The organism is Saccharopolyspora soli, assembly GCF_022678645.1.
Lineage (GTDB): Bacteria > Actinomycetota > Actinomycetes > Mycobacteriales > Pseudonocardiaceae > Saccharopolyspora > Saccharopolyspora soli.
On sequence record NZ_JALBWV010000041.1, the window covers coordinates 36,640 to 56,445 of the forward strand.

The 19,806-nt window shown below is 68.9% G+C and carries 18 protein-coding genes; 8 read left to right on the top strand and 10 right to left on the bottom strand.

Annotated features, from left to right (window positions below):
* Positions 1–25 precede the first annotated feature (25 nt).
* Positions 26–223, bottom strand: a complete 198-nt coding sequence (locus tag MOQ72_RS27485) for a hypothetical protein (RefSeq protein ID WP_242188568.1) — start codon at positions 221–223, stop codon at positions 26–28.
* Positions 224–377: 154 nt separating this feature from the next.
* On the opposite strand from MOQ72_RS27485, the gene MOQ72_RS27490 reads away from it, so the two are divergent.
* Entirely contained in the window at positions 378–998 is a 621-nt protein-coding gene (locus tag MOQ72_RS27490; RefSeq protein WP_242188569.1) for a YigZ family protein, read from the top strand.
* A gap of 21 nt (positions 999–1,019) precedes the next feature.
* On the opposite strand, the gene MOQ72_RS27495 is transcribed toward MOQ72_RS27490, so the two are convergent.
* Positions 1,020–1,631: a TetR/AcrR family transcriptional regulator gene (locus MOQ72_RS27495; protein ID WP_242188570.1), complete on the bottom strand. Its 612-nt coding sequence runs from the start codon at positions 1,629–1,631 to the stop codon at positions 1,020–1,022.
* Positions 1,632–1,744: 113 nt separating this feature from the next.
* Between MOQ72_RS27495 and MOQ72_RS27500 the strand changes: the two genes are divergently transcribed.
* Entirely contained in the window at positions 1,745–2,884 is a 1,140-nt protein-coding gene (locus MOQ72_RS27500; RefSeq protein WP_242188571.1) for a DUF418 domain-containing protein, read from the top strand.
* 160 nt (positions 2,885–3,044) lie between these two features.
* Here the strand turns inward: MOQ72_RS27500 and MOQ72_RS27505 are convergent, their stop codons facing one another.
* Positions 3,045–3,626: a phosphatase PAP2 family protein gene (locus tag MOQ72_RS27505; protein ID WP_242188572.1), complete on the bottom strand. Its 582-nt coding sequence runs from the start codon at positions 3,624–3,626 to the stop codon at positions 3,045–3,047.
* A 38-nt stretch (positions 3,627–3,664) separates the two neighbouring features.
* Here MOQ72_RS27505 and MOQ72_RS27510 point away from each other — a divergent pair, with 38 nt between their 5' ends.
* A complete protein-coding gene (locus MOQ72_RS27510) occupies positions 3,665–5,176 on the top strand; it encodes a sensor histidine kinase (RefSeq protein WP_242188573.1) in 1,512 nt (503 codons plus the stop codon).
* A gap of 8 nt (positions 5,177–5,184) precedes the next feature.
* A complete protein-coding gene (locus MOQ72_RS27515) occupies positions 5,185–5,850 on the top strand; it encodes a response regulator (protein ID WP_308197967.1) in 666 nt (221 codons plus the stop codon).
* A 118-nt stretch (positions 5,851–5,968) separates the two neighbouring features.
* Here MOQ72_RS27515 and MOQ72_RS27520 read toward each other — a convergent pair whose 3' ends face one another.
* Positions 5,969–6,571, bottom strand: a complete 603-nt coding sequence (locus tag MOQ72_RS27520) for a phosphatase PAP2 family protein (RefSeq protein ID WP_242188574.1) — start codon at positions 6,569–6,571, stop codon at positions 5,969–5,971.
* A 275-nt stretch (positions 6,572–6,846) separates the two neighbouring features.
* On the opposite strand from MOQ72_RS27520, the gene MOQ72_RS27525 reads away from it, so the two are divergent.
* Entirely contained in the window at positions 6,847–7,395 is a 549-nt protein-coding gene (locus MOQ72_RS27525; protein ID WP_242188575.1) for a chorismate mutase, read from the top strand.
* A 46-nt stretch (positions 7,396–7,441) separates the two neighbouring features.
* On the opposite strand, the gene MOQ72_RS27530 is transcribed toward MOQ72_RS27525, so the two are convergent.
* Entirely contained in the window at positions 7,442–8,275 is an 834-nt protein-coding gene (locus MOQ72_RS27530; RefSeq protein ID WP_242188576.1) for an NAD(P)H-binding protein, read from the bottom strand.
* A 150-nt stretch (positions 8,276–8,425) separates the two neighbouring features.
* Here MOQ72_RS27530 and MOQ72_RS27535 point away from each other — a divergent pair, with 150 nt between their 5' ends.
* Positions 8,426–9,328, top strand: coding sequence for an LLM class flavin-dependent oxidoreductase (locus MOQ72_RS27535; RefSeq protein ID WP_242188577.1), 903 nt, complete (start codon positions 8,426–8,428; stop codon positions 9,326–9,328).
* 432 nt (positions 9,329–9,760) lie between these two features.
* Here MOQ72_RS27535 and MOQ72_RS27540 read toward each other — a convergent pair whose 3' ends face one another.
* Positions 9,761–10,759: an aldo/keto reductase gene (locus MOQ72_RS27540; RefSeq protein WP_242188578.1), complete on the bottom strand. Its 999-nt coding sequence runs from the start codon at positions 10,757–10,759 to the stop codon at positions 9,761–9,763.
* 155 nt (positions 10,760–10,914) lie between these two features.
* On the opposite strand from MOQ72_RS27540, the gene MOQ72_RS27545 reads away from it, so the two are divergent.
* A complete protein-coding gene (locus tag MOQ72_RS27545; protein WP_242188579.1) occupies positions 10,915–11,772 on the top strand; it encodes a helix-turn-helix transcriptional regulator in 858 nt (285 codons plus the stop codon).
* 14 nt (positions 11,773–11,786) lie between these two features.
* On the opposite strand, the gene MOQ72_RS27550 is transcribed toward MOQ72_RS27545, so the two are convergent.
* Together MOQ72_RS27550 and MOQ72_RS27555 are read right to left on the bottom strand one after the other, a co-directional pair.
* Complete coding sequence (locus MOQ72_RS27550; protein WP_242188580.1) at positions 11,787–15,041, bottom strand: BTAD domain-containing putative transcriptional regulator; 3,255 nt, start codon at positions 15,039–15,041, stop codon at positions 11,787–11,789.
* Between the two features lie 224 nt (positions 15,042–15,265).
* Positions 15,266–16,156: an SseB family protein gene (locus tag MOQ72_RS27555; protein ID WP_242188581.1), complete on the bottom strand. Its 891-nt coding sequence runs from the start codon at positions 16,154–16,156 to the stop codon at positions 15,266–15,268.
* 71 nt (positions 16,157–16,227) lie between these two features.
* Here MOQ72_RS27555 and MOQ72_RS27560 point away from each other — a divergent pair, with 71 nt between their 5' ends.
* The gene (locus MOQ72_RS27560; RefSeq protein ID WP_242188582.1) at positions 16,228–17,904 is read left to right on the top strand and encodes a right-handed parallel beta-helix repeat-containing protein; all 1,677 of its coding nucleotides are present in this window, start codon (positions 16,228–16,230) and stop codon (positions 17,902–17,904) included.
* A 90-nt stretch (positions 17,905–17,994) separates the two neighbouring features.
* Here MOQ72_RS27560 and MOQ72_RS45280 read toward each other — a convergent pair whose 3' ends face one another.
* Together MOQ72_RS45280 and MOQ72_RS27570 are read right to left on the bottom strand one after the other, a co-directional pair.
* Complete coding sequence (locus tag MOQ72_RS45280; protein ID WP_242188583.1) at positions 17,995–18,888, bottom strand: SseB family protein; 894 nt, start codon at positions 18,886–18,888, stop codon at positions 17,995–17,997.
* A 141-nt stretch (positions 18,889–19,029) separates the two neighbouring features.
* Positions 19,030–19,797 carry an immunity 49 family protein gene (locus MOQ72_RS27570; RefSeq protein WP_242188584.1) on the bottom strand — a complete coding sequence of 256 codons (768 nt, stop codon included), beginning with the start codon at positions 19,795–19,797 and terminating at the stop codon, positions 19,030–19,032.
* Positions 19,798–19,806: the final 9 nt, after the last annotated feature.

The window sequence follows — 19,806 nt, forward strand, 5'->3', positions numbered from 1 at the left end:
GGGCCACCCGGTGCGCGAGTGCGACTCAGGCGGCTTCCAGGAACCGCCCGGCGACCAGGCCGGGCTCCTCGGCTCCGTCGAACCGCACCCACAGGACGGGACCGTCGAAAACCTCTGGGAGACCGGTCGCGGCCTCCACCACGGTGCCGACTTGATCACGGAACCGGCCGAACGTGGCGCGGACCCGCACGCCTGGTTCAAACGGGCTCGATGACTGCTCCATGAGGGGGACGTTACGTGGCCAAGGGCCACAACGGAAATCGCCGTCCCACCGCACTAGAGGTCGTCGCGCTGACCTGCGTCGCCGCCGAAATGGGAGGATGGCGGGCAGCGGCGCCGCGCAGCGGTGACCGGCGTCACCTGCCGAAGGGAACCGATTGCGGACCATAAAGCAGCCGGGCGAGCACGAGCTGGAGGTGAAGAGATCCCGCTTCCGCTGCGCGCTCGCGCGGGTCACCGATGAAGCGGAGGCGCGGGAGTTCATCCAGCGGCGCCGCAGGCTGCACCACGACGCGAGGCACCACTGCTCGGCGTTCGTGCTCGGCGACTCCGGTGAGATCCAGAAGTCCAGCGATGACGGCGAGCCAGCGGGCACCGCGGGCGTGCCGATGCTGGAGGTGCTGCGCCGCAACGAAATCACCAACACGGTCGCCGTGGTGACCAGGTATTTCGGCGGCGTGCTGCTCGGCGCGGGCGGCTTGGTGCGCGCCTACGGCGGCGCGGTGTCGGCCGCCTTGGAGCACGTCGGCCTGGTCGAGCGGCGCCCGGTCCGGATCGTGACGACCACGGTGGACCACCTGTTGGCCGGGAAGCTGGCGAACGACCTCCGCTCGGGCGGTTTCCAACTGGCCGACACCGAGTACCAGGACCTGGTCCGCTTCCACGTCAACGTCCCGGAATCCGACGTGGACGACTTCCGCACCTGGCTGGCGGAAGCCACCGGCGGTGTCGCGCAGGCCGAGATCGGCGACCTCACGCACGCCGAGGTGGACATCTGAACCCGCGCCGCTTTTGCGCGGTTAGTTCGTTGTGGACGTGCCGAAGAGGCGGTCTAGGTGGTAGTCGATCGCCTCGATCGCCGCTTCGCCGGTGCGGTGGCCGAGCAGCAGTCCTACCGACAGCCCGTCGGGTAGTGCGAGCAGGGCTTCTGCCTCTCGCTCCGGGTTCCGGTCAGCGGGCAGGTCGCCGGACTCCTGCGCGGCGCGGAGTTCGGCGGCGATCCACTGCTCCAGCTGCGGCCAGAACCGGCGGTACATCGCGGCCAACTCGGGGGAGCTGAGCGCGCGCAGGAAGAACGCCACCGCGGTCAGGTACTCCATGCGGCTGTCGTCGGAGAGCGCCAGCATTTCGAGCATCAGTGCGCGCAGTACCGCGCGCGCGTACGGTTTGCCCGGTTCGTTCTCGATCCGCTGTCGGATCCGCGCCGCAGCGCGGTTGTTCACGTGGTCCATGGCGTAGGTCAGCATCTGGTCCTTCGACCTGAAGTAGTGCTGCACCGCTCCCATCGAGATGCCCGCCTCCGCCGCGACGTCCCGGAGGCTCACCGCCTCCAGACCACCTCGGCTGGCCAGTCGCAGCAACGCCTCGGCGATCTGGATCCGCCGGGCCTCGTGGTCCACCTGCTTCGGCACCGCTTCCACCTTTCCAATGCAACCGCATTGCAAACCGTTCGAGGAGCGGTTTACCATGCAGTTGCATCGTAACCCTCCGCGCCCGCGGAGGAACATTCGACTGGGGACCTCTCATGACCGACCTGAAACAGGCGCCCACCTCCAGCCGCATCGCCGCGATAGACGTCGTCCGCGGCGTCGCGATCCTAGGCACGCTGGGGACGAACATCTGGATCTTCACCGACCCTCGCGGGCCGTCCGGCCTGCTGAGCGCGGTGGAGACCGGCACGATCGCCGCGAACGTCGAAGCGACCCTGCGATTCCTGGCCAACGGCAAGTTCCTGGCCCTGCTCACGCTGCTGTTCGGCATCGGCCTGGAGTTGCAGTACCGGTCGGCGCTGCGCCGACGCGGGCGCTGGCCGGGCTGGTACCTGTGGCGGGCCGCGCTGCTGTTCGGCGAAGGTCTGCTGCACTACGTGCTGATCTTCGAGTTCGACGTGCTGATGAGCTACGCGGTGACATCGATGCTGGTCGCGTACCTGATCGGCCGCAGCGGGCGGGCGATCAGGGCGTGGACGATCACGATGATCTCGCTGCACGTCGCGTTCATCAGCGTCATCACGCTCGCCCTGCTCAGCGGGCATGCGTCGATGAGCGGGACGCCGTCGGAGGTGTTCGCCTCCGGCAGCTACCTCGACCAAGTCGCGGGGCGGTTGGCAGGTTGGAGCACCTACCGCGCCGAAGCGATCTTCATCATCCCGATGTCGGTGGCGCTGTTCCTGATCGGCGCGCGGCTGCACCGGGCGGGCGTGTTCGCCCCGGACGGGCAGCGGTTGCGGAACCGGCTGATGCAGTTCGGTTTCGGCGTCGGCGTGCCGTTGAACCTGCTCACCGCGTACGCGGGACCGGACTGGTTCATGGTCGACCGCTACATCCTGCCGCCGATCATCGCCCTGGGACTGCTCGGACTCATCCCGACGGTGCTCGCTGCGATGCGCAGCGCTCCCGGTCTCCTGCAGCGGGGTCTGACGGCGGTCGGCCGAACGGCGTTGTCCTGCTACGTCTTCCAGAACCTGGTCGCGACGATCCTGTGCTACGGCTGGGGATTGGGCCTGGCGACGCGGTTCGACTGGGCCCGCCCGTGGTGGGTCTTCGCGGCGTGGGCGGCGATCTGCGCGAGCTTCATGGCCCTGTCGACCTGGTGGCTCCGCCACTTCGACCGAGGCCCCCTCGAAACGGCCTGGAACTGGGCCTACCGCCTCCCACAACGGTGAATTCCCCGAGGTGAGGGGCACCCTTTACCAACTTACTTGGTAAAGGGTGCCCCTCACCCACCACCCATCAGGGTGATCAGGGCCGCAGCCCGCTGTTGCTGGGGCTTGGGGTCGATTTCGCGCGAAATCGGCACATCCACACTGGCACGCGGAACAGGCGTTAGGCGGTTCGGTGCGCGGGGCTCTTGCCCGTCCTGTCCGGTCGGGAGTTCCGTTCGCCCCGGATCCGCCACACGCTCACCGCCCCCACGACGGCGCCGAGGGCGAAGCCCGCCAGGACGTCGTGGGGGTAGTGGACGCCGATGAAGATTCGGGAGAAGCCCTCCAACAGCGCCAAGACCACCGCGAGTTCCGTGATTCGCCGCCACAGCACCGACAGCGCGATCGCGAAGGCCGCAGCCGCGGCCGAATGGCTGCTGGGCAGTGACCAGTTGCTCACATCCGCGCAGTTCTCGATGGTTCCGCCTGGGATCGGCAGCGCCCGGCACGGTCGTAGCTGCTGCACCTGGTCTTTGATCAGCTCGCTGAGGAACCAGCTCACCGGAGCGGCCACCAGCGGCGCGATCAGCACGAACGGCCGCCGATCGACACGCCACCACGCCAGTACCGCCAACGCGGCGAAGACCCCGAGCAGCGCCTGGGTTCCGAACAGCGCGAGGCCGTGCACCCATTCCGGCGTGGACGTCGCCCATTCGGCGATTCCGCGATACCAAGTCGCGCTGAGTTCCAGCAAACTCCGCATCAATCCGACAATACCGACCGACCGGTAGCGTTCCTCTGGTGAAGGTGTCGAAGCGGGACGCGCTGTGGTGGCTCGTCCTGTCAGTCCCCGTGCTGGCGGTGAACCAGTTCGCGACGCGGTTCCCCGGCTGGGAGGTCGTGCTCGGCGTCGTCGCGGTGGGCTGCGCCGTAGTGCTGCGTCGCACCCGGCCGCTCGTCGCGGTGGTCATCACGTTGGCGACCTGGTCGATCGCGCTGATCGCCAGACCGGACGATGCCGCCACAGGGGCGTTCGCCTTGACCGCGGCGCTGATCGCGATCAGCTACTCCGCCGGATACCAGGTGCGTCGACATCGTGACGCGTTGTTCCGGCTCTCCCTGGCCACGGCCTTGCTGTCGCTGATCGTGCTCGTGTTGTCGCACGACGTCGGGGCCTGGCTGGTCGCGTTGCTCGGCGCTCTGCTGCTCGCGCTGGTCCCATGGCTGCTCGGGCGGCATCACCAGAAGTACCGGACGCTCGTGCGGGCCGGTTGGGCGCGAGCGGAGCACCTGGAGCGGCAGCAGGAGATCGTCCGGGAACAGGCGCGGTTGCAGGAGCGCACCCGGATAGCCAGGGACATGCACGACCTGCTCGGGCACCAGCTCAGCCTCGTCGCATTGCGCGTCGGCGCGCTGGAGGTCGCGCCCGAACTGGCTGCCGAGCACCGGGACGCAGCCGGTCAGGCCCGGATTTCGGTGACCGATGCGGCCGAGCGGTTGCGGGAAGTCGTCGAGGTGCTGCGCAACGACGCGGCGCCGGTCACGAACGACGAGAGCGTTGCGGAACTGGTCGAGCACGCAAAGCAGGCCGGGATGTCCGTGACATTGGCGGAAACCGGCGACATACCGCAGCCGTCGATGCGCCTGCGCGCGGTGTGCCGGATCGTCCAGGAGGCACTGACCAACGCCGCGAAACACGCACCGGGCGCGGGCGTGACCGTGGAAGTCCGGCACAGCGCGGACGAGAGCCACGTGTCGGTGGCGAATCCCCTGGTTGATGCCGAGGCTGCGGCCGGGAACGGGTACGGCCTCGTCGCGCTCGCCGAACGCGTTCGGCTGGCGGGCGGTTCGTTCCGGGCTGGCCCGCAGCAGGGACGCTTCCTGCTGACCGCGCGGATTCCGCAGGTGGCGCAGGCCATTCCGGCGACGTCGGAGTCCGCCGAGCACCTCGCGCGGGCGGAGAGCCAGGTGCGCAGCAGCCGGAACATCGCGATCGCGGTCGCTGCGGCGAGCGCCGTGGTGCTGGGGTTGCTGAGCGTCGGCGTCACGGTGTTCGACACCATCACGTCGGTGTTGCCCTCGGCGGCCTTCGACCGGATGCAGGTGGGGCAATCGCGGTCGTCGATCGAGCCGTTGTTGCCGATGCGCACCCGGATCGACGACCCGCCCGAGGGCGACCCGCCGCGACCACCTGGGACGAGCTGCGCTTACTACAGCACCCACTTCAACCCGTTCGACCAGCGGCGCGGGGATCTGCACCGGCTGTGCTTCCGGCAGGACACGTTGGTGGGCAAGGACTTTCTGCAACGGTAGGAGGAGACGTGCGCTTGGTGCTGGCCGATGACGAGGCCATGATCCGCGCCGGGGTGCGGGCGATCCTGGCCGCCGACCCGGACGTCGAAATCGTCGGCGAAGCCACCAACGGGCGAGATGCCGTGGAACTGGTGCGTCGGCACCGGCCGTCGGTGGCGCTGTTGGACATCCGGATGCCCGGTCTCGACGGGTTGGGCGCGGCGGACGAAATCCGCCGCGTGGCACCGGAAACCGCGGTGCTCATCATGACGACCTTCGACGAGGACGCCTACGTGACGCAGGCCCTGCACGGCGGGGCCAGCGGATTCCTGCTGAAGACCGGGGATCCGCGCGAACTGCTGCTCGGTGTCCGAGCGGCGGCCGAAGGCGGCGCGTACCTGTCGCCGCCGGTGGCGCATCGGGTGATCAAACAGCTGGGCGGGCCTCGGCTGCAGCAGGAAGTCGCCGCGCGGGAGCACGTGGACGCGCTCAGCGCGCGGGAGCGCGAGGTGCTTGCGCTGGTGGGGGCCGGGTTGTCCAACGCCGAGATCGCCCGGCGGCTGCACGTCGTGGAAGGCACGGTGAAGGCGTACGTGAGCGCGATCCTGAACCGGCTGGGCGTGCAGAACCGGGTGCAGGCGGCGATCCTCGCCTACGAAGCAGGTCTGGTGGAGCGCGGGACGGCGCGGTCTTAGCGCGGTGCCGGGAGTTGGCGATTTCGTGCGAAATCGGCGGTTCGCGTGGGGAGGGAGTGGCGATTTCGCACGAAATCCCCACCCAGCCGACGCGGTCGGGACCCGGACGGCTCAGTCGTCAGGGGCGTTGCGGGGTTGGTTGGCGGGTTGCGGCCAGGGTGGTCGCGAGGGCCATGACTGCCGCTGCCGTGATCGCGCCGAGCAGGAGACCGGCTACGACGTCGTGCGGGTAGTGCACTCCGACGAAGACTCGCAGGAAGCTCTCCAACACCGCGAGGACCACCGCGACGACAGCCAGTCGGCGCCAGGCGACGGCGAGGCCGACTGCGGCGGCTGCCGCGATGGTGGCGTGGTTGCTGGGTAGCGACCAGTCGCCGGGCTCGGGGCATTCCGCGATGGTCGCCGCGATGTTGCGGACCGCGCGGCACGGGCGTTCCTGCTCGACGAGGATCTTCGTGAACTCGCTCATCGCGTAGGCGAGCACCGTGCTGACCGGTGCCGCGAACGCGAAGACGCGCGCCCGGCGGTCGGCTCGCCAGGTGCGCCAGAGGTTCACCGCCACCAGCGCTGCGAGCACGAGCAGGACGGCTTCGGTGGCGATGTCCGCCAACCCCTGCACCCAAGCCGGTGCGTCGTGGGCGAGGCCGGTCACCGCGCGGTACCAGTCGATGCTGATGTCCGGCACGTCCTCGATCTCGTTGGCGGCCAACGAAAAACTCATCGATCCTCCACGTCTTCGCAGGTCAGGCGATCGACAGTAGGGATCCTCCCGCTGGCCGGGCAGTGGTCTTTCGGCAACGACCACCTTGACTTTCGTCAGGTCCCGAGCACCGGGCGCACGCGGGAGATGCACCCCCGCAGAGGTGCCCGCCAATTTCTCGCGAAATTGCGAACCGCTGCTCGGTGGAGTGGGCGCATCCGTTGGGATTTGGTGGTGAACCGGTGGTCGGCGCGCGATACTCCAGCGCGACTGGATCGTCGGTCAGGAGGTCCTGTGTGCGTTCTCTGCTCGTCGCTGGCGCTGTCATCGCCGCGCTCGCAACTCCGGCGCACGCCGCGGACGCTGATCCCCTGGACCCGCTGCTGCGGTCGGCCGCCGAACGCGTCGCGACGTCCGACCAGGTCGCGGCGGCCAAGTGGGAGGCCGACCAACCCATCGACGACCCGGCGCGCGAGCAGCAGGTGCTCGACTCCGTCGCGCGCAAGTCGGTGCAGCTCGGCATCGGACCGGAGGAGTCGAAACGGGTCTTCCGCGACCAGATCGAAGCCAGCAAGGTCGTGCAGCGCACCCTGCACGCGTACTGGGCGACGCACCCCGACGAGCAGCCGACCGAGCGCCCCGACCTCGGGCAGCTCCGACCGATCATCGACCGGCTGGGCGACGAGATCCTGCTTGAGCTGCGCGACACCGAGCAGTTGCGCGAACAGCCCTCCTGCGGCGTCCACCTGATCAGCGCCTTCCAGCAGACCCGCAGCGACCTGCGGCTGAGCGGCCTGCACCAGGCCGGTCTCGCCCGCGCCATCCCCTCGATCTGCACGTCGTGAGTGGTAATGGTCGCCCCAGCGACCATTACCACTCACGACCCGTGGGTCAGCGGAAGTCCGCGATGTGGTCGGTGACCCATTCCCGGAAGGTCCTGGCCGGGTGGCCGGTCAGGCTCGCCACCAGCGGGGACACCAACTCCGGTTCTCGGGTCTGCTCTTCCCAGTAGTCCAGGGCGACATCGGCGTATGCCGTCGGCCAGCCGTTGTCCAGCAGCCGCCGACGGGCCGCCGACCGGGAGATCTCCTCCCAGCGCAGCGGGCGGCCGATGACCTCGCCGATCACGCGCAACTGCTTGGTCTGGGTCATCACCTCCGGGCCGGTCAGGGCGTACTTCGCTCCGGTGTGGCCGTCTTCGAGCAGCGCTCGCACGGCGACATCGGCGATGTCCTTCTCGTGGATCAGCGGCCGGGCCGCCGCGCCGTAGGCGTCGCGAACCACGCCATCGGCCCGGATCGCCTGCGCCCAACCCAACGTGTTGGCGGCGAACCCGCCCGCCCGCAGGAACGTCCAGTCCACATCGGACTTCTCGATGAGCCGTTCCAGCTCGGTGTGGAACAGCACCTCGCCGTCGCCCGCCCCGGTGGCCGACAGGTAGACGATGCGCCGGGCATGCTGGGCGACCGCGGCCAGGAACCGCGGTGCCAGCTTCGCCGACATCAGCGGCCAGACCAGGAACACCGACCCGACGCCGTCCAGCGGCAACGAGTCGGGATCAGCTACGTCGCCACGTGCCACCTCCACACCGTCCGGAACCGGTACGTCCGCGGGATTTCGAGTGGTCATCGCTCGGACCCGGACACCCGCGTCCGCCAGCCCGGCGACGACGTGCCGCCCCACCTTGCCGGTCGCTCCTACCACGAGAATCGTGCCGTTCGTCATCGCCGCAACCCCTTTCGCTCCTGTGGGGCGCAAGCCTAGGAGTTCGACTTAACTGGAGGTCAACGGTCCGCTGCGGGCCCTTGACCTCCAGCGAGCTCGAAGTTCGATGCTGGCGGCAGCACTGGTTCCGCAGAAATCGGGGAGCGCGCCATGCCGGTCGAAATCGGAATCTTCCTGCCCGACGCGGTGGACACCGAGATCCGGGAGGCGGCCTACCACGCCGTCGATGCCGAGCTGGACTCGATCTGGACCGGCGACCACCTCGCCAACGGTGTTCCAGTGCTGGACGGCATGCTGACGTTGGCCACGGCAGCGGCGGTGACCGAGTGCGTCGACATCGGCTTCGCGGTCTTCCTGCCCGCGCTGCGCCCGCACGTGTGCGCCGCCAAGCAGATCGCGACGTTGCAACACCTGACCGGTGGCGACCGGCTGCACCTCGGCATCGGGGTCGGCGACCACGAGAGCGGGTGGGACTCCGTCGGCATCGACCCCACCACGCGCGGTCGCCGCACCGACGAGTTCCTGCAGCTCCTGCCGTCGCTGCTCAGCGGCGAACCCGCCGCGCTGCCGCACGGCCCCGTGGTGCGGCTCGCCCCGGCTGTCGCCGCGCCGCCGCTGTGGATCGGCGGCTCCTCGCCCGCCGCGCTGCGCCGTGCGGCTCGCTTCGGGGACGGGTGGTTCGCCGACCTGCACACCCCTGCTGAGCTCCGCGTGAAGGCCGCTCGGCTGCGCGAGCTGGCCGCGGCGCAGGGTCGCGCCGCTCCCCGCCTGGCGACGGTGATCCAGGCCGGTCTCACCGAGCGCCCCGATCCTGGCCTGGCCGAACGCTGCGCTGGTCGGCTCGCGGCGACCTTCGGCATACCGGTCGACGCGGCCCGGCGGTACGTCGTCGCCGGGACTCCGGCGCAGGTGGCGGAGCGGCTCGCGGATTACGCGGCGGCGGGGGTGGAGAAGGTCGCCGTGGCCGTGGACGGTGACTGGCACCGAGGCTGTGATCTGCTCGGCCAGGTCCGCCAAATCCTGAATCCGACCCCACGACCGAAGTGCCCCTGAACCCGAACGACCGATTCCGCGCTACACCACATTTCGAAACCTGCTCACTATTTCGCGATGCGGCATCGCGCCACGTTCGGGTTAAGACCGAAGGGCACCGTCGACCGAGTAGGAGGGTGCGTGGATTGGGCGTGACGTGGGCGGTCGTCAAGCAAGCGGCGGTAGCCGCTTTCGGTGGTAGACCGCCGCCGCGACGCTCAACGGACGCACGCACCTGGACCGTCGCAAGCGGCGAAGCCGCTTAGCCCATCTGTGCAACGTGCACCGCCGCGGGTTCTCAGACGTCTCCCCGCGAGGACAGCCCCGACGCCGCGTATCGGACATACACAAGTCGGGGATCCCGGAGACGAGAAAGCCTCTGAGGTTCCGCCACCGGCACCGCCACGCAAGCCGATCCGCGCACTCTCTAAACCGGTAAAAGGTGCCCTTCACTCAGTTCTCGCGACCGGCGGAGGTGAAGGTCATGTCCGCGTAGCGGGTGCCCGCGACCTTCGACGCGATCGGTTCCAGGGCGGCGAGGTCGTCCGGGGTGAGCGCCAAGTCGACTCCGCCCAGGTTTTCGGCCAGGCGGGTGCGCTTGCGGGTTCCTGGGATCGGTACGACGGCCAGGCCGTCCTGTTGCGCGTAGAGCCAGGCCAGCGCTACCTGGGCGAGCGTTGCGCCGTGTCGCCGCGCGACCTCCCGGATCGGCTCCAGCAGTTCGGCGTTGCGGGCCGCGTTCTCACCCGAGTACTGCGGGAACGACCGCCGGAAGTCACCCTCCGACAGGTTCGCGGCGTCCGCGAACGCCCCGGTCAGGAACCCTCGCCCCAGCGGCGAGTACGGCACCAGCGCGACGCCGAGCTCGTTGGCCGCGGGCACCGCGGTGTTCTCCACATCGCGGTTGAACACCGACCACTCGCTCTGCAGCGCCGCGATCGGGTGCACCGCGTGCGCGGCCCGCAGTTCGTCGCCGGTCACCTCGGACAGCCCGAGGTGGCGCACCTTGCCCTCGGCGACCAGCTCCGCCATCGCCCCAACGGTCTCCTCGATCGGCACCGTCGTGTCGCGGCGGTGCATGTAGTAGACGTCGATCACGTCGATGTCGAGCCGCCGCAGGCTGGCCTCCGCCGCGGAGCGGACGTATGCGGCGTCGCCTCGGAAGCCGCGGTAGTTCGGGTCGTCGGCCTTGCGGACCAGCCCGAACTTGGTGGCCAGCGTCACCTGCTCGCGGTTGGCGTTCACGAACGGCGAGAGGAACTCCTCGTTGGCTCCCGAGCCGTAGATGTCGGCCGTGTCGAACAGCGTCACGCCCCGCTGCAAGGCGTGCTCCAACGTGCGCCGGGCCTCGTCCTGGTCGGTCGGGCCGTAGAACTCGCTCATCCCCATGCACCCGAGCCCCTGCGCACCGACCACCGGACCGGATCCCAGCTGAACCTGTCGCAATGCCATGGAAGTTTCCCTTCGAATCGCCTGGCATCGATGTTCGTCGGCTCCGCCGACGCGCGGCAGGATGCGTTTTTCCTGGGTGTGGCACACCCAGGCGCCGCCCTCATCACGCGGCACGAATGCGCGGCCAGGCTCTGCGGCGTGGCAGCATCGGTGGGGTGAGCAATGAGCTGGGTAGTTTCCTGAAGGCGTGCCGGGCGCGGCGCAAGCCAGCCGACATCGGCATCCCGGCCGGTCCCGGCGTGCGGCGGACACCCGGCCTGCGGCGCGAGGAGGTCGCGGCGGTCGCCGGGGTCAGCATGGACTACTACACCCGCCTGGAGCAGGGCCGTGAGCGGCACCCGAGCGCAGCGGTGCTGGACGCGCTGGCGCGGGCCCTGCTGCTGGACACCACCGAGCGGCAGCACCTGCACAACCTGGCTCGGCACGTGTCCGGGAGCCGATCTTCGGCGGAGCCCGAGCCCGAGCAGGTGCGTCCGACCGTGCTGCAACTGCTCGACACGATCGGCGACTCACCGGCCTACGTGCTCAACCGCAGCAACGACGTCGTCGCCGCCAACGCGACGGCGCTGGCGCTGTTCGCCGGGCTCGACCAGTGGCCAGCGGAGCGCCGCAACACCACGCGCTACCTGTTCCTGCACCCGGCTGCCCGGACGCTGATCGTGCGCTGGCGCGATGTGGCGCAGGACTCGGTCGCTGACCTGCGCGCGACCTTCGGCGACAACCCGGCGGACCCGCGGTTGAACGCGCTGGTCGACGAGCTCACGACGAAGAGCGAGGAGTTCCCGGTGATGTGGGCCCGCCAGGAAGTGCAGCCCAAGTCCACCGGGGTGAAGCAGTTCGACCACCCCGCGGTCGGTCGGTTGGACCTGACCTACGAGGTGCTGGCGGTGCGCGGCGCGGACCAGCGGGTCGTCATCTACCAGGCCGAACCGAGCACCCCGGCGCACGACGCGATGACCTTGCTGAACCTCGTCGCCCGTCGCGCCGAAGCAGATCGCACCCCGAGTCGGTGACGCAAGAACACAGGTCACGCGACGGAGTCGGCGCCCCAGTGGATGGCGACTCGGCGTAGTTCGACGGCTTCCGGGGTGCCGAGCTCGGCGAAGATGTCGTGGGCGCGACGCCAGTAGTCCTGGGCCAGCTGGGCCCGCCCGGCGCACCGGTGCAGCTCGGCGAGTTCGTGGACGGCCAGCGCCTGCTGGTAGCGCTCGCTGCGGTCGATGGCCAGCCGCTGGCCCTGGTCGATCAGCTTGCCAGCGGTGGTGAGGTCGCCGATGTCGCGGTGCGCGGCACCGAAGCTGATCAGCACCTCGCTTTCCGCGGCTGGACCGCTGACCTGCCGCACGATTTGCAGCGCGGCGTGCAGGTTGGTCATCGCGTCGTCGTAGCGGCCCAGCTCTCGGTAGGTCTTGCCGAGCCGGTGCCGGGCGTAGGCGACCTTCGGCTCCAACCCGTGTTCGACGGCCAACGCCACGGCGCGTTGCAGGAAATCGACCGCCTGGACGTAGTTTCCCGTGCGCCGGTGCACCTCGCCGACGTCGGCGAGCCCGCAGCATTCGCCATCGGCATTGCCCGCCTGGCGGGACAGTTCGATCCCGCGGTGCAGGCTCTCCAACGACTCGTCGACGAATCCCAAGGCGGCCAACGCGTTTCCGACGTTGACCCGCAGCACGCCCTCGCGGTACGGGTCGCGCCCGGCGCACCGGGACGCGCCGAACCTGAAGTGCCGCAACGCCTCTCGGAACTGCCCCAACCGATAGCAGAGCGTGCCCAGTGATTCCAGCGTGCTGGTCTCCAGCACCCGGTCGCCGGTCGCCCGGTGGAACTCCAAGGCCCGGTACAGATGCTCGCGCGCATCCGCGCCACGGCCCTGGTCCAGGTACGCGGCCGCGAGATCCGCGCGGGTCACCGCCTCGCCGACCGAGTCCTGCGCGGCGATGGCCGCGGCCAACGCGGCCTCGTGGGTGCGGACCCAGTCGTGGTCGTGACCGTAGCCGTAGAGGTGCAGGTAATCCCGCAGCGACCTGGTCAGCTGCCACGCGTGCGTCGGCCACCCCTGCTCGGCGGCCAGGCTCACCGCCGCGATCAGGCAGGCCCGCTCGGCGTCCAACCACCGCCGAGCCTCCTCCTTGCTGCACAACTTCGGCCGGTGCACCGGCTGGCTGCCCGCCAACTTCATCGTCGGCTGGTGCGGCTGCAACAGGTACGTGGCGCTCGTCGCGCTGTGCAGGTAGAAGTCCAGCACGCGGGTGATCGCCGCGGTCCGCTGCGACTCGGGCTCCTCCTCGCGCACGATGCTGCGGACGTACTCGGCGAGCAGGTCGTGCAGCCGATAGCGGTGCCGGGTCACCACGTTGACCAGGTGTTCGTCGACGAGCCGGTCCAGCAGGTGCTGAGCTTCGCCGCGGCCGACACCGGCCAGCGCGGCGACCGCGTCCACCGTGAAGTCGTCGCCGGGATGCAGCCCGAGCAGCCGGAACATCCGCTGTTCGTCCTGGTCGAGGGCGTGGTACGACAGATCGAAGACGGCGCGCAGCCGCCGGTTGCCCGCAACCAGTTCGTACAGCCGGTCACCCGTTTCGGCCAAACGCGCGGCCAGGTCCGACACGGTCCAGGCGCGGCGGGACTGCAACCGCCGCGCGGCGAGCGCGACCGCCAGCGGCAGTCGGCCGCACAGTTCCACCACCCGGCGCGCAGCTTCCGGGGTGTCCCGGTTGCGGCCGACCACCTTGCTCAACAGGTCTTCCGCCTCGACCGGGGTGAACACGTCCAGCGGCAGCGTGTGCGCGCCGTCGAGCGCCAGGGTGCGGCGACTGGTGATGAGCACGATGTTCTCCGGACCAGCCGGGAGCAGCGGCACGACCTGGTCCTCACCGGAGGCGTTGTCCAGCAGCACCAGGGCTTTCTTGTCGTACAGGCGATCCCGGTAGAGCATCACCCGTTCGTCCGTTCTGGACGGGATCTGATCGTCGGGGACACCCAGCAGTCGCAGGAAGGACGCCAGCACCGCGGACGGATCAGCGGGCGGTTGGTCGGCATGTCCGCGCAGGTCCACGTACAGCTGGCAGTCACCGCATCGACCGGCCGCCAACAGCTGGTGCGCCGCGCGCACCGCGAGGCGGGTCTTGCCGACGCCGCCCATGCCCTCGATCAACGCGATCGGCACCGCAGTGCCGCCGTCGGCGGCTCGCACCCGCTCGTGGAGCGCGGTCAACTCGGCTTCGCGACCGGTGAAATCCGCGATGTCCGGCGGCAGTTGGCGGTGCGCGCTGACCGGGGTGAACTCCGGACGCGGCACCTCCTGGCGCAGCACTCGTTCATACGCGGCAACGAGTTCCGGACCGGGATCGGCGCCCAACTCCTCGGCCAGGCGGCGGCGCAGCGTGTCGTAGACGTTCAGCGCGGCGGCCTGCTGCCCGCTGCCAGCCAGCGCGATCATCAGTGCCGCGTGGACCGCTTCGTGCAGCGGATCGGCCTCGGCGACGCGTTGCAGGAACGGCAGAACCTCTTGGTGGCGCCCCAATCCAGCTGCCACGGCGGCATATTCCACCAGCACGGCGTGGTATTCACGGGTGAGCGCCGTGATCAGCGGGTGGGCTTGCAGACTGCCGAGCCCTTCCAGCGGTTCCCCGCGCCACAACGTGACGGCCTCGGAGAAAAGTCCGCACGCCTCAGCGGATTTCTCCTCGTCGCGCGCGTCCCGCGCCAACGCGACGAGGCGCTGGAACACCAGCAGGTCGTGCTGTCCCTCGGGAACCGACAGCTGGTAGCCACCTCGATCGGCCACCAGCACCGGGGAATCCTGCGGACCGGGCTGCAACCTGCGGCGCAGCCGGGAAACCCGCGATTGCAGCAGATCGGCGGACCCGGACACGGACTGCACGCCCCAAACCGCTTCGATCAGCGCATCCCGCGCCACCGGCACGTTCGGCGACAACGCCAACAGGCCCAACAGCACCCGTTGTGCCTCCGAACCAGGATCGACCGACCGACCGTTCACGGTGACCTTCAACGGTCCCAGCACGTCGACGCGCAGGCCGCTGCCGCCCTCGCCGCCCGCCGCCCGGATCAGTTCTTCGAGTTCGATCCGCGACAGGCCGAGCACATCGGACAGTCGACGCAGGGTGGCAGCCCGCGGGCGAACCACCCGCCCCTGTTCCACATCCCGCAGTCCCGCCGCGCTCAGCCCGGCTCGATCGGCCACCTGCAACTGCGTCAGGCCAGCGCGTTTGCGGAATTCGCGGAGCAATTTCCCCAGTTGGCCGCCAGACGTGTCCGCCACGCCAATCACCTCTATCGAGAATCGAGCCACTGGTGACGACAAACGTTCGCCGCGCCCGTCCGACCCCGCAGTACCGCCAGCAGTCGATGTTGTAGCACATTCGTGGCGGGAAAAGGTCCTATCGACCAAATCGAACCGCGAAACCCCTTGATTTGGCACCATGTTGCCACCGCAAGGACCAACCCGCGGTGGCCGTGAAATCGGTTCTACACCGGTTGGTGCGTTCAGTTGTTCAGCGCATCCGGGTTTTCCGAAAGCATTTCAGCAACGGTCTCGACCAGTTCTTCCACACCCGCGCCGGACATGATGAGCTCGGTGCCGCTACCGGGGTTGAAGCACAGAACGTGTTCCCGACCCGGCCAGTTCGCGGCAGCCGCGAGGAACGGGAGCTCGATGTGCTCCGCCACGTGCGCAGCCGTTCGGGAAAGCACCTCGGTCGAGCTGAACACCGGGATCGCCGGGCCGATCCGCAGCCACGGGAAGTTCGTGCCGTCGAAGTCCTCCGACACCGGACCGCTCATCGGCACCACGACCTCGGAGTCCACCAGCGCGCTCAGGAAAGCGTCGACGTCCTGCCCCTCGACCGCCGCGGCCAGCGCTTCTTCCAGCTCGTTGACCGGGGCCGCGACACCGGGCGCCACCCCACCGCTGAGTTCCGCGAGGCACAGCTCGCGGATCTCCGCCCGCACCTGCTCGGCCAACGCCGCTTCGGCTGCATCGACCGGGATCAGGGACTCGCTGCCGTCGGCCAATCGGCTCAACGCATCCAGCGGAAGCACCGCGCCGATCGGCAGTCCCGGATTCAACGCGAACTGGTGGTCCGGTCCCGGCCAGTTCCGCGCGAGCGCGGCGACGTCGGCTTCCCGATGCCCCAGCGAGTACGGCCCCAGCCCGTGCGAAAGCGCTTCGGGCGAGGTGAAAGCGAGCACGTGCGCGCGGTCGAGCGGCATGAACTCGTCCAAGTCCTGCCGCAGTTCGCTGCCTGGCTCGGGCAACACCGGCAGGTACAGCGGTGCGCCCAGCACGATCTCCGCGTACCGCTTGCTGTCGCCCGCCTCCAGCGCCGCGACCAGCTCGCGTTCAACTTCGTTGGCAGGTTCCCATTCGGAATTCACCCGAAACCGCCCTCCTGGGGTAGTTTTGTGGCACGCACACTAGTACTTCTTCACAGATATGCGCGGGAGTCATGGCACGCACCCTTTTCGTCTCACCAGAGCAACGCGGTGCACTTCCGACGATCCGGGACGCGCTGGACGCCGCGGACAACGGCGCGGTCATCTCCATCGCGCCCGGTGAATACGACGAGCAGATCACGATCCGGCGCCAGCAGGTGGTGCTCGCCGCCCGTGAACCCGGCACGGTCACCATCACCTCGCCGTTGCGGGACCAGCCAACGGTATCGGTCACCGACGGCGCCGTGGAGTTCACCGGGCTGACCGTCCGATCCACCGAAGACTCGGCGATTCGCATCGTCGGAGGCAAGGCGAAGATCGTCGACTGCGCGGCGTCCGCCGGATATGCCGCGGCCATCAGCGTCGCAGGCGGTGCCGACGTGGAGTTGCGTGGTGTCGAGGTCACCTCGGCCCAATACGGGTTGATCATCGAGAACGCCGACGGAATGGTGGAGAGCTGCGCCTTCCGCGACACTGTCGACGACGCGGTGATCGTGCGGCTCGGTGCCCGCGCCACGCTGCGACACTGCACTGTGGAGGGTTCCGGGTTCCGCGGGATCTACATGTACCAGGCGGGGAATTCGAGCATCGAGCGCTGCGACATCTCGCGGACCGGGGACGCCGGGATCGCGGTGGCCGACCAGACTTCGCCGAACATCGTCGAGTGCTGGGTGCACGACACGCAGGGTGCGGGCATCACGGTGGGCCGCGGGTGCGGCGGGGTGATCGAGGACTGCCGGGTGGAGAACACCGCGCCGCCCGGCGTGCTGATCGACGACGGCGCGCGAACCCAGGTGCGGCGCAACGATTCGGCGGCCGCCAAGCCGCAGGTCGGGGCGAAGGCGTCCGGGGGCGCCCAGCAGGACCAGGAGCAGATCGACCTGCTGCTGGCCGAACTCGACGAGATGATCGGCCTCACCGGGGTGAAGGCCGAAGTGCGGGGGCTGATCGACGAGATCCAGGTCAACGAGTGGCGGCGCGGCGAAGGGCTGTCGGTCAGCACCGTCAGCAACCACCTGGTGTTCACCGGCGCCCCCGGAACCGGCAAGACCACCGTGGCCCGCGTGTACGGGAAGTTGTTGCAAGCACTGGGAATCCTGCCCAACGGCCGGTTCAAGGAGGTCTCCCGGCGCGACCTGGTCGGCCAGTACATCGGCCACACCGCGGAGAAGGCGGCGACGGTGTTCGACGAGGCGCGCGGCGGTGTGCTGTTCATCGACGAGGCGTACACGCTGTCGCGGTCCAGCGGTGGCGGCGCGGACTTCGGCCAGGAAGCGATCGACACGCTGGTCAAGCTGATGGAGGACCACCGCGACGAGGTCGCCGTCATCGTGGCCGGGTACACCGGTGAGATGAGCCAGTTCCTGGACACCAACCCCGGTCTGGCATCCCGGTTCGGCAAGACCCTGGAATTCGAGAACTACACGCCGCAACAGCTGGTGCAGATCAGCAGCCACATCGCCAGCAGCGACGACTACCTGCTGGGCGAGGACCTGGACGTGGCGCTGCTGGAGTGGTTCGCGCAGATCGAACGCGACCAGAACTTCGGCAACGCCCGCGAGGCCCGAAAACTGCTGGAGCGGATGCGCAAATCCCAATCCACCCGACTCCGCAACCTCGGCCACCGCCCAACCAGGGAAGACCTCCGCACCCTGACCCTGGACGACCTCCTAGACGCGGTCCGCGAGTAGGAGGGTACGCGAATCGGCGCGGCCCGAGCCTCTGTTGTGTCGTGAGTGGTTATGGTTGCCCTGGCGACCGTAGCCACTCACGACTTGCGTTCACTGTTCTCGGGTGGCTTCTTCGGCTGCTGTGCGGAGGTCTGCTACTCCGGGGCCGGGTAGCGTCAGTTCCGTTGGGGTGCCTGGGTTCACCAGCAGGACGTGGTCTTCGCTGGGCCAGTTGGTCAGCAGCGTCAGGAACGGGAGTTGGACCCGGTGCGCGTTGCTCGGCGCCATGCGGTCCAGGACCTCGGCGGAGGTGAACACCGGAATCACCGGGGACTGCTCGCCGCCGACCACCCGCCACGGGAATCCATGCGCGGCAAGCTGCTCGGCATCCGGCACCGCACGCTCGGTCGGCACCACCACCTCCGAGGTGACCAGCGCGAACACGAACTCGTCGAAGTTCTGCTCGTCGACTGCCGCCAGCAGCCGGGCCTCCAGCTCGTTCGCCGAACCCTCGTCCAACGCCCGCGCCGCGGTTTCCGCGTCGCTGCCCAGCTCCGCCAGCACCATCTCCCGGACCTCGTCCAGCACCTCGTCGACCACCGCGTCCTCCACGTCCTGCATGGCCATCAGCTGCTGCTGGCCGGACGCGAGTTCGTCGATGTCGTTGAAGGACAGGAAAACGCCGACCGGCGTGCCCGGATCGATGACCAGTTGCCGGTCCGGATCGCCGTACTGCACGCGCAACGCGGCCAGGTCCAGCTCCCGGTATCCCGTCGCCGCCGGACCGAACACGCCGAACAGCGCCTCCGGCGAGGTGAACACCACCGTTTGGTCGGCGTCCACAGGGGGCATCCACTCCGGCCACGCCGCAGCGCCGTTGTCGTGCGTCGGCAAGTAGAGCGTCGCACCACGGAGCAGCTGCGCGTACCGCGCTCCGTCGCCAGCCTCCAGTGCGGCCTGCATGTCGGACTCCACGCTGTTCGCGGGCCGCCACTCAGCTTCCACGTGTTGATCCTCTCCGCGTCGCCAAACCTTCGTCGTGCCATCGGACGTTCCCCTTGGCGTCCACGACGAATCCGCCCAGTGTGGGAGAACTCCACCTCGACGGCAAGGGCCCCGTCGGATCGCCGACGGCGCGTCTCGTCTTCAGAATTGGAACTCGCCGACGCGGCTGCCGTTCAGCAGTCCTCTTGGGAGGTAGCCCGACTCGACTCCGATGTGGAACCCGGCGTCGGTCGCGGACGCGGCGAACGCCAACGGCGCGAGGGCGACGAACCCGACCGGGTTCGTGCGCCGCTCGTCGTCGGCCGTCCAGAAATCCCGATGTGAAACGAGCGCCTCCACCAGGACGTCGTTGAACTCCTCCTCGTTCCGGGACGCCAATTCGAGGAAGAGCAGGAGTTGGGGACTGACGATCTTCTCGATGCGTTCCGGACTGCTTCGCGTCACGTTCTCCGGGGCGATCAGTTCCGATGCCGCCGCCAGCTTTTCTGGCACTTCCCCGGCATCGCCGGAGAAGTAGGACTGGAGCGCGCCGATCCACGGGTAGACGTATTCGTCGTAGTCATCCGAGTTCGCCCGAAGCGTGTTCTCATCGACCAGGGTCAATTTCTGGATCCGATCGAAGTCCCGAGCGATCACGGCCAGCCAGAGCGCGGTTTGCCACCGCTTGGGGTCGCTGTAGTAGGTCGGCCCCGTTGCCGGGATGGCGTAGAACTCCTCGCCGATCAGGCAGTCCACGTGATCAGCGCTTTCCGTGGCGGCGGCGAAAATCGCATTGGCGACCTGGGTCGCGCGGGCGAGGCTGCGCCACGTTTCATCCGATTCGCCTGCCGGATCGATCGCGCACTGGCTGCCCAGCCGCAGCAACGCGGTGTCCAGCAAGGTGGTGAGTTTCGCCGGAATCCGCGCCACCTTGGGGAC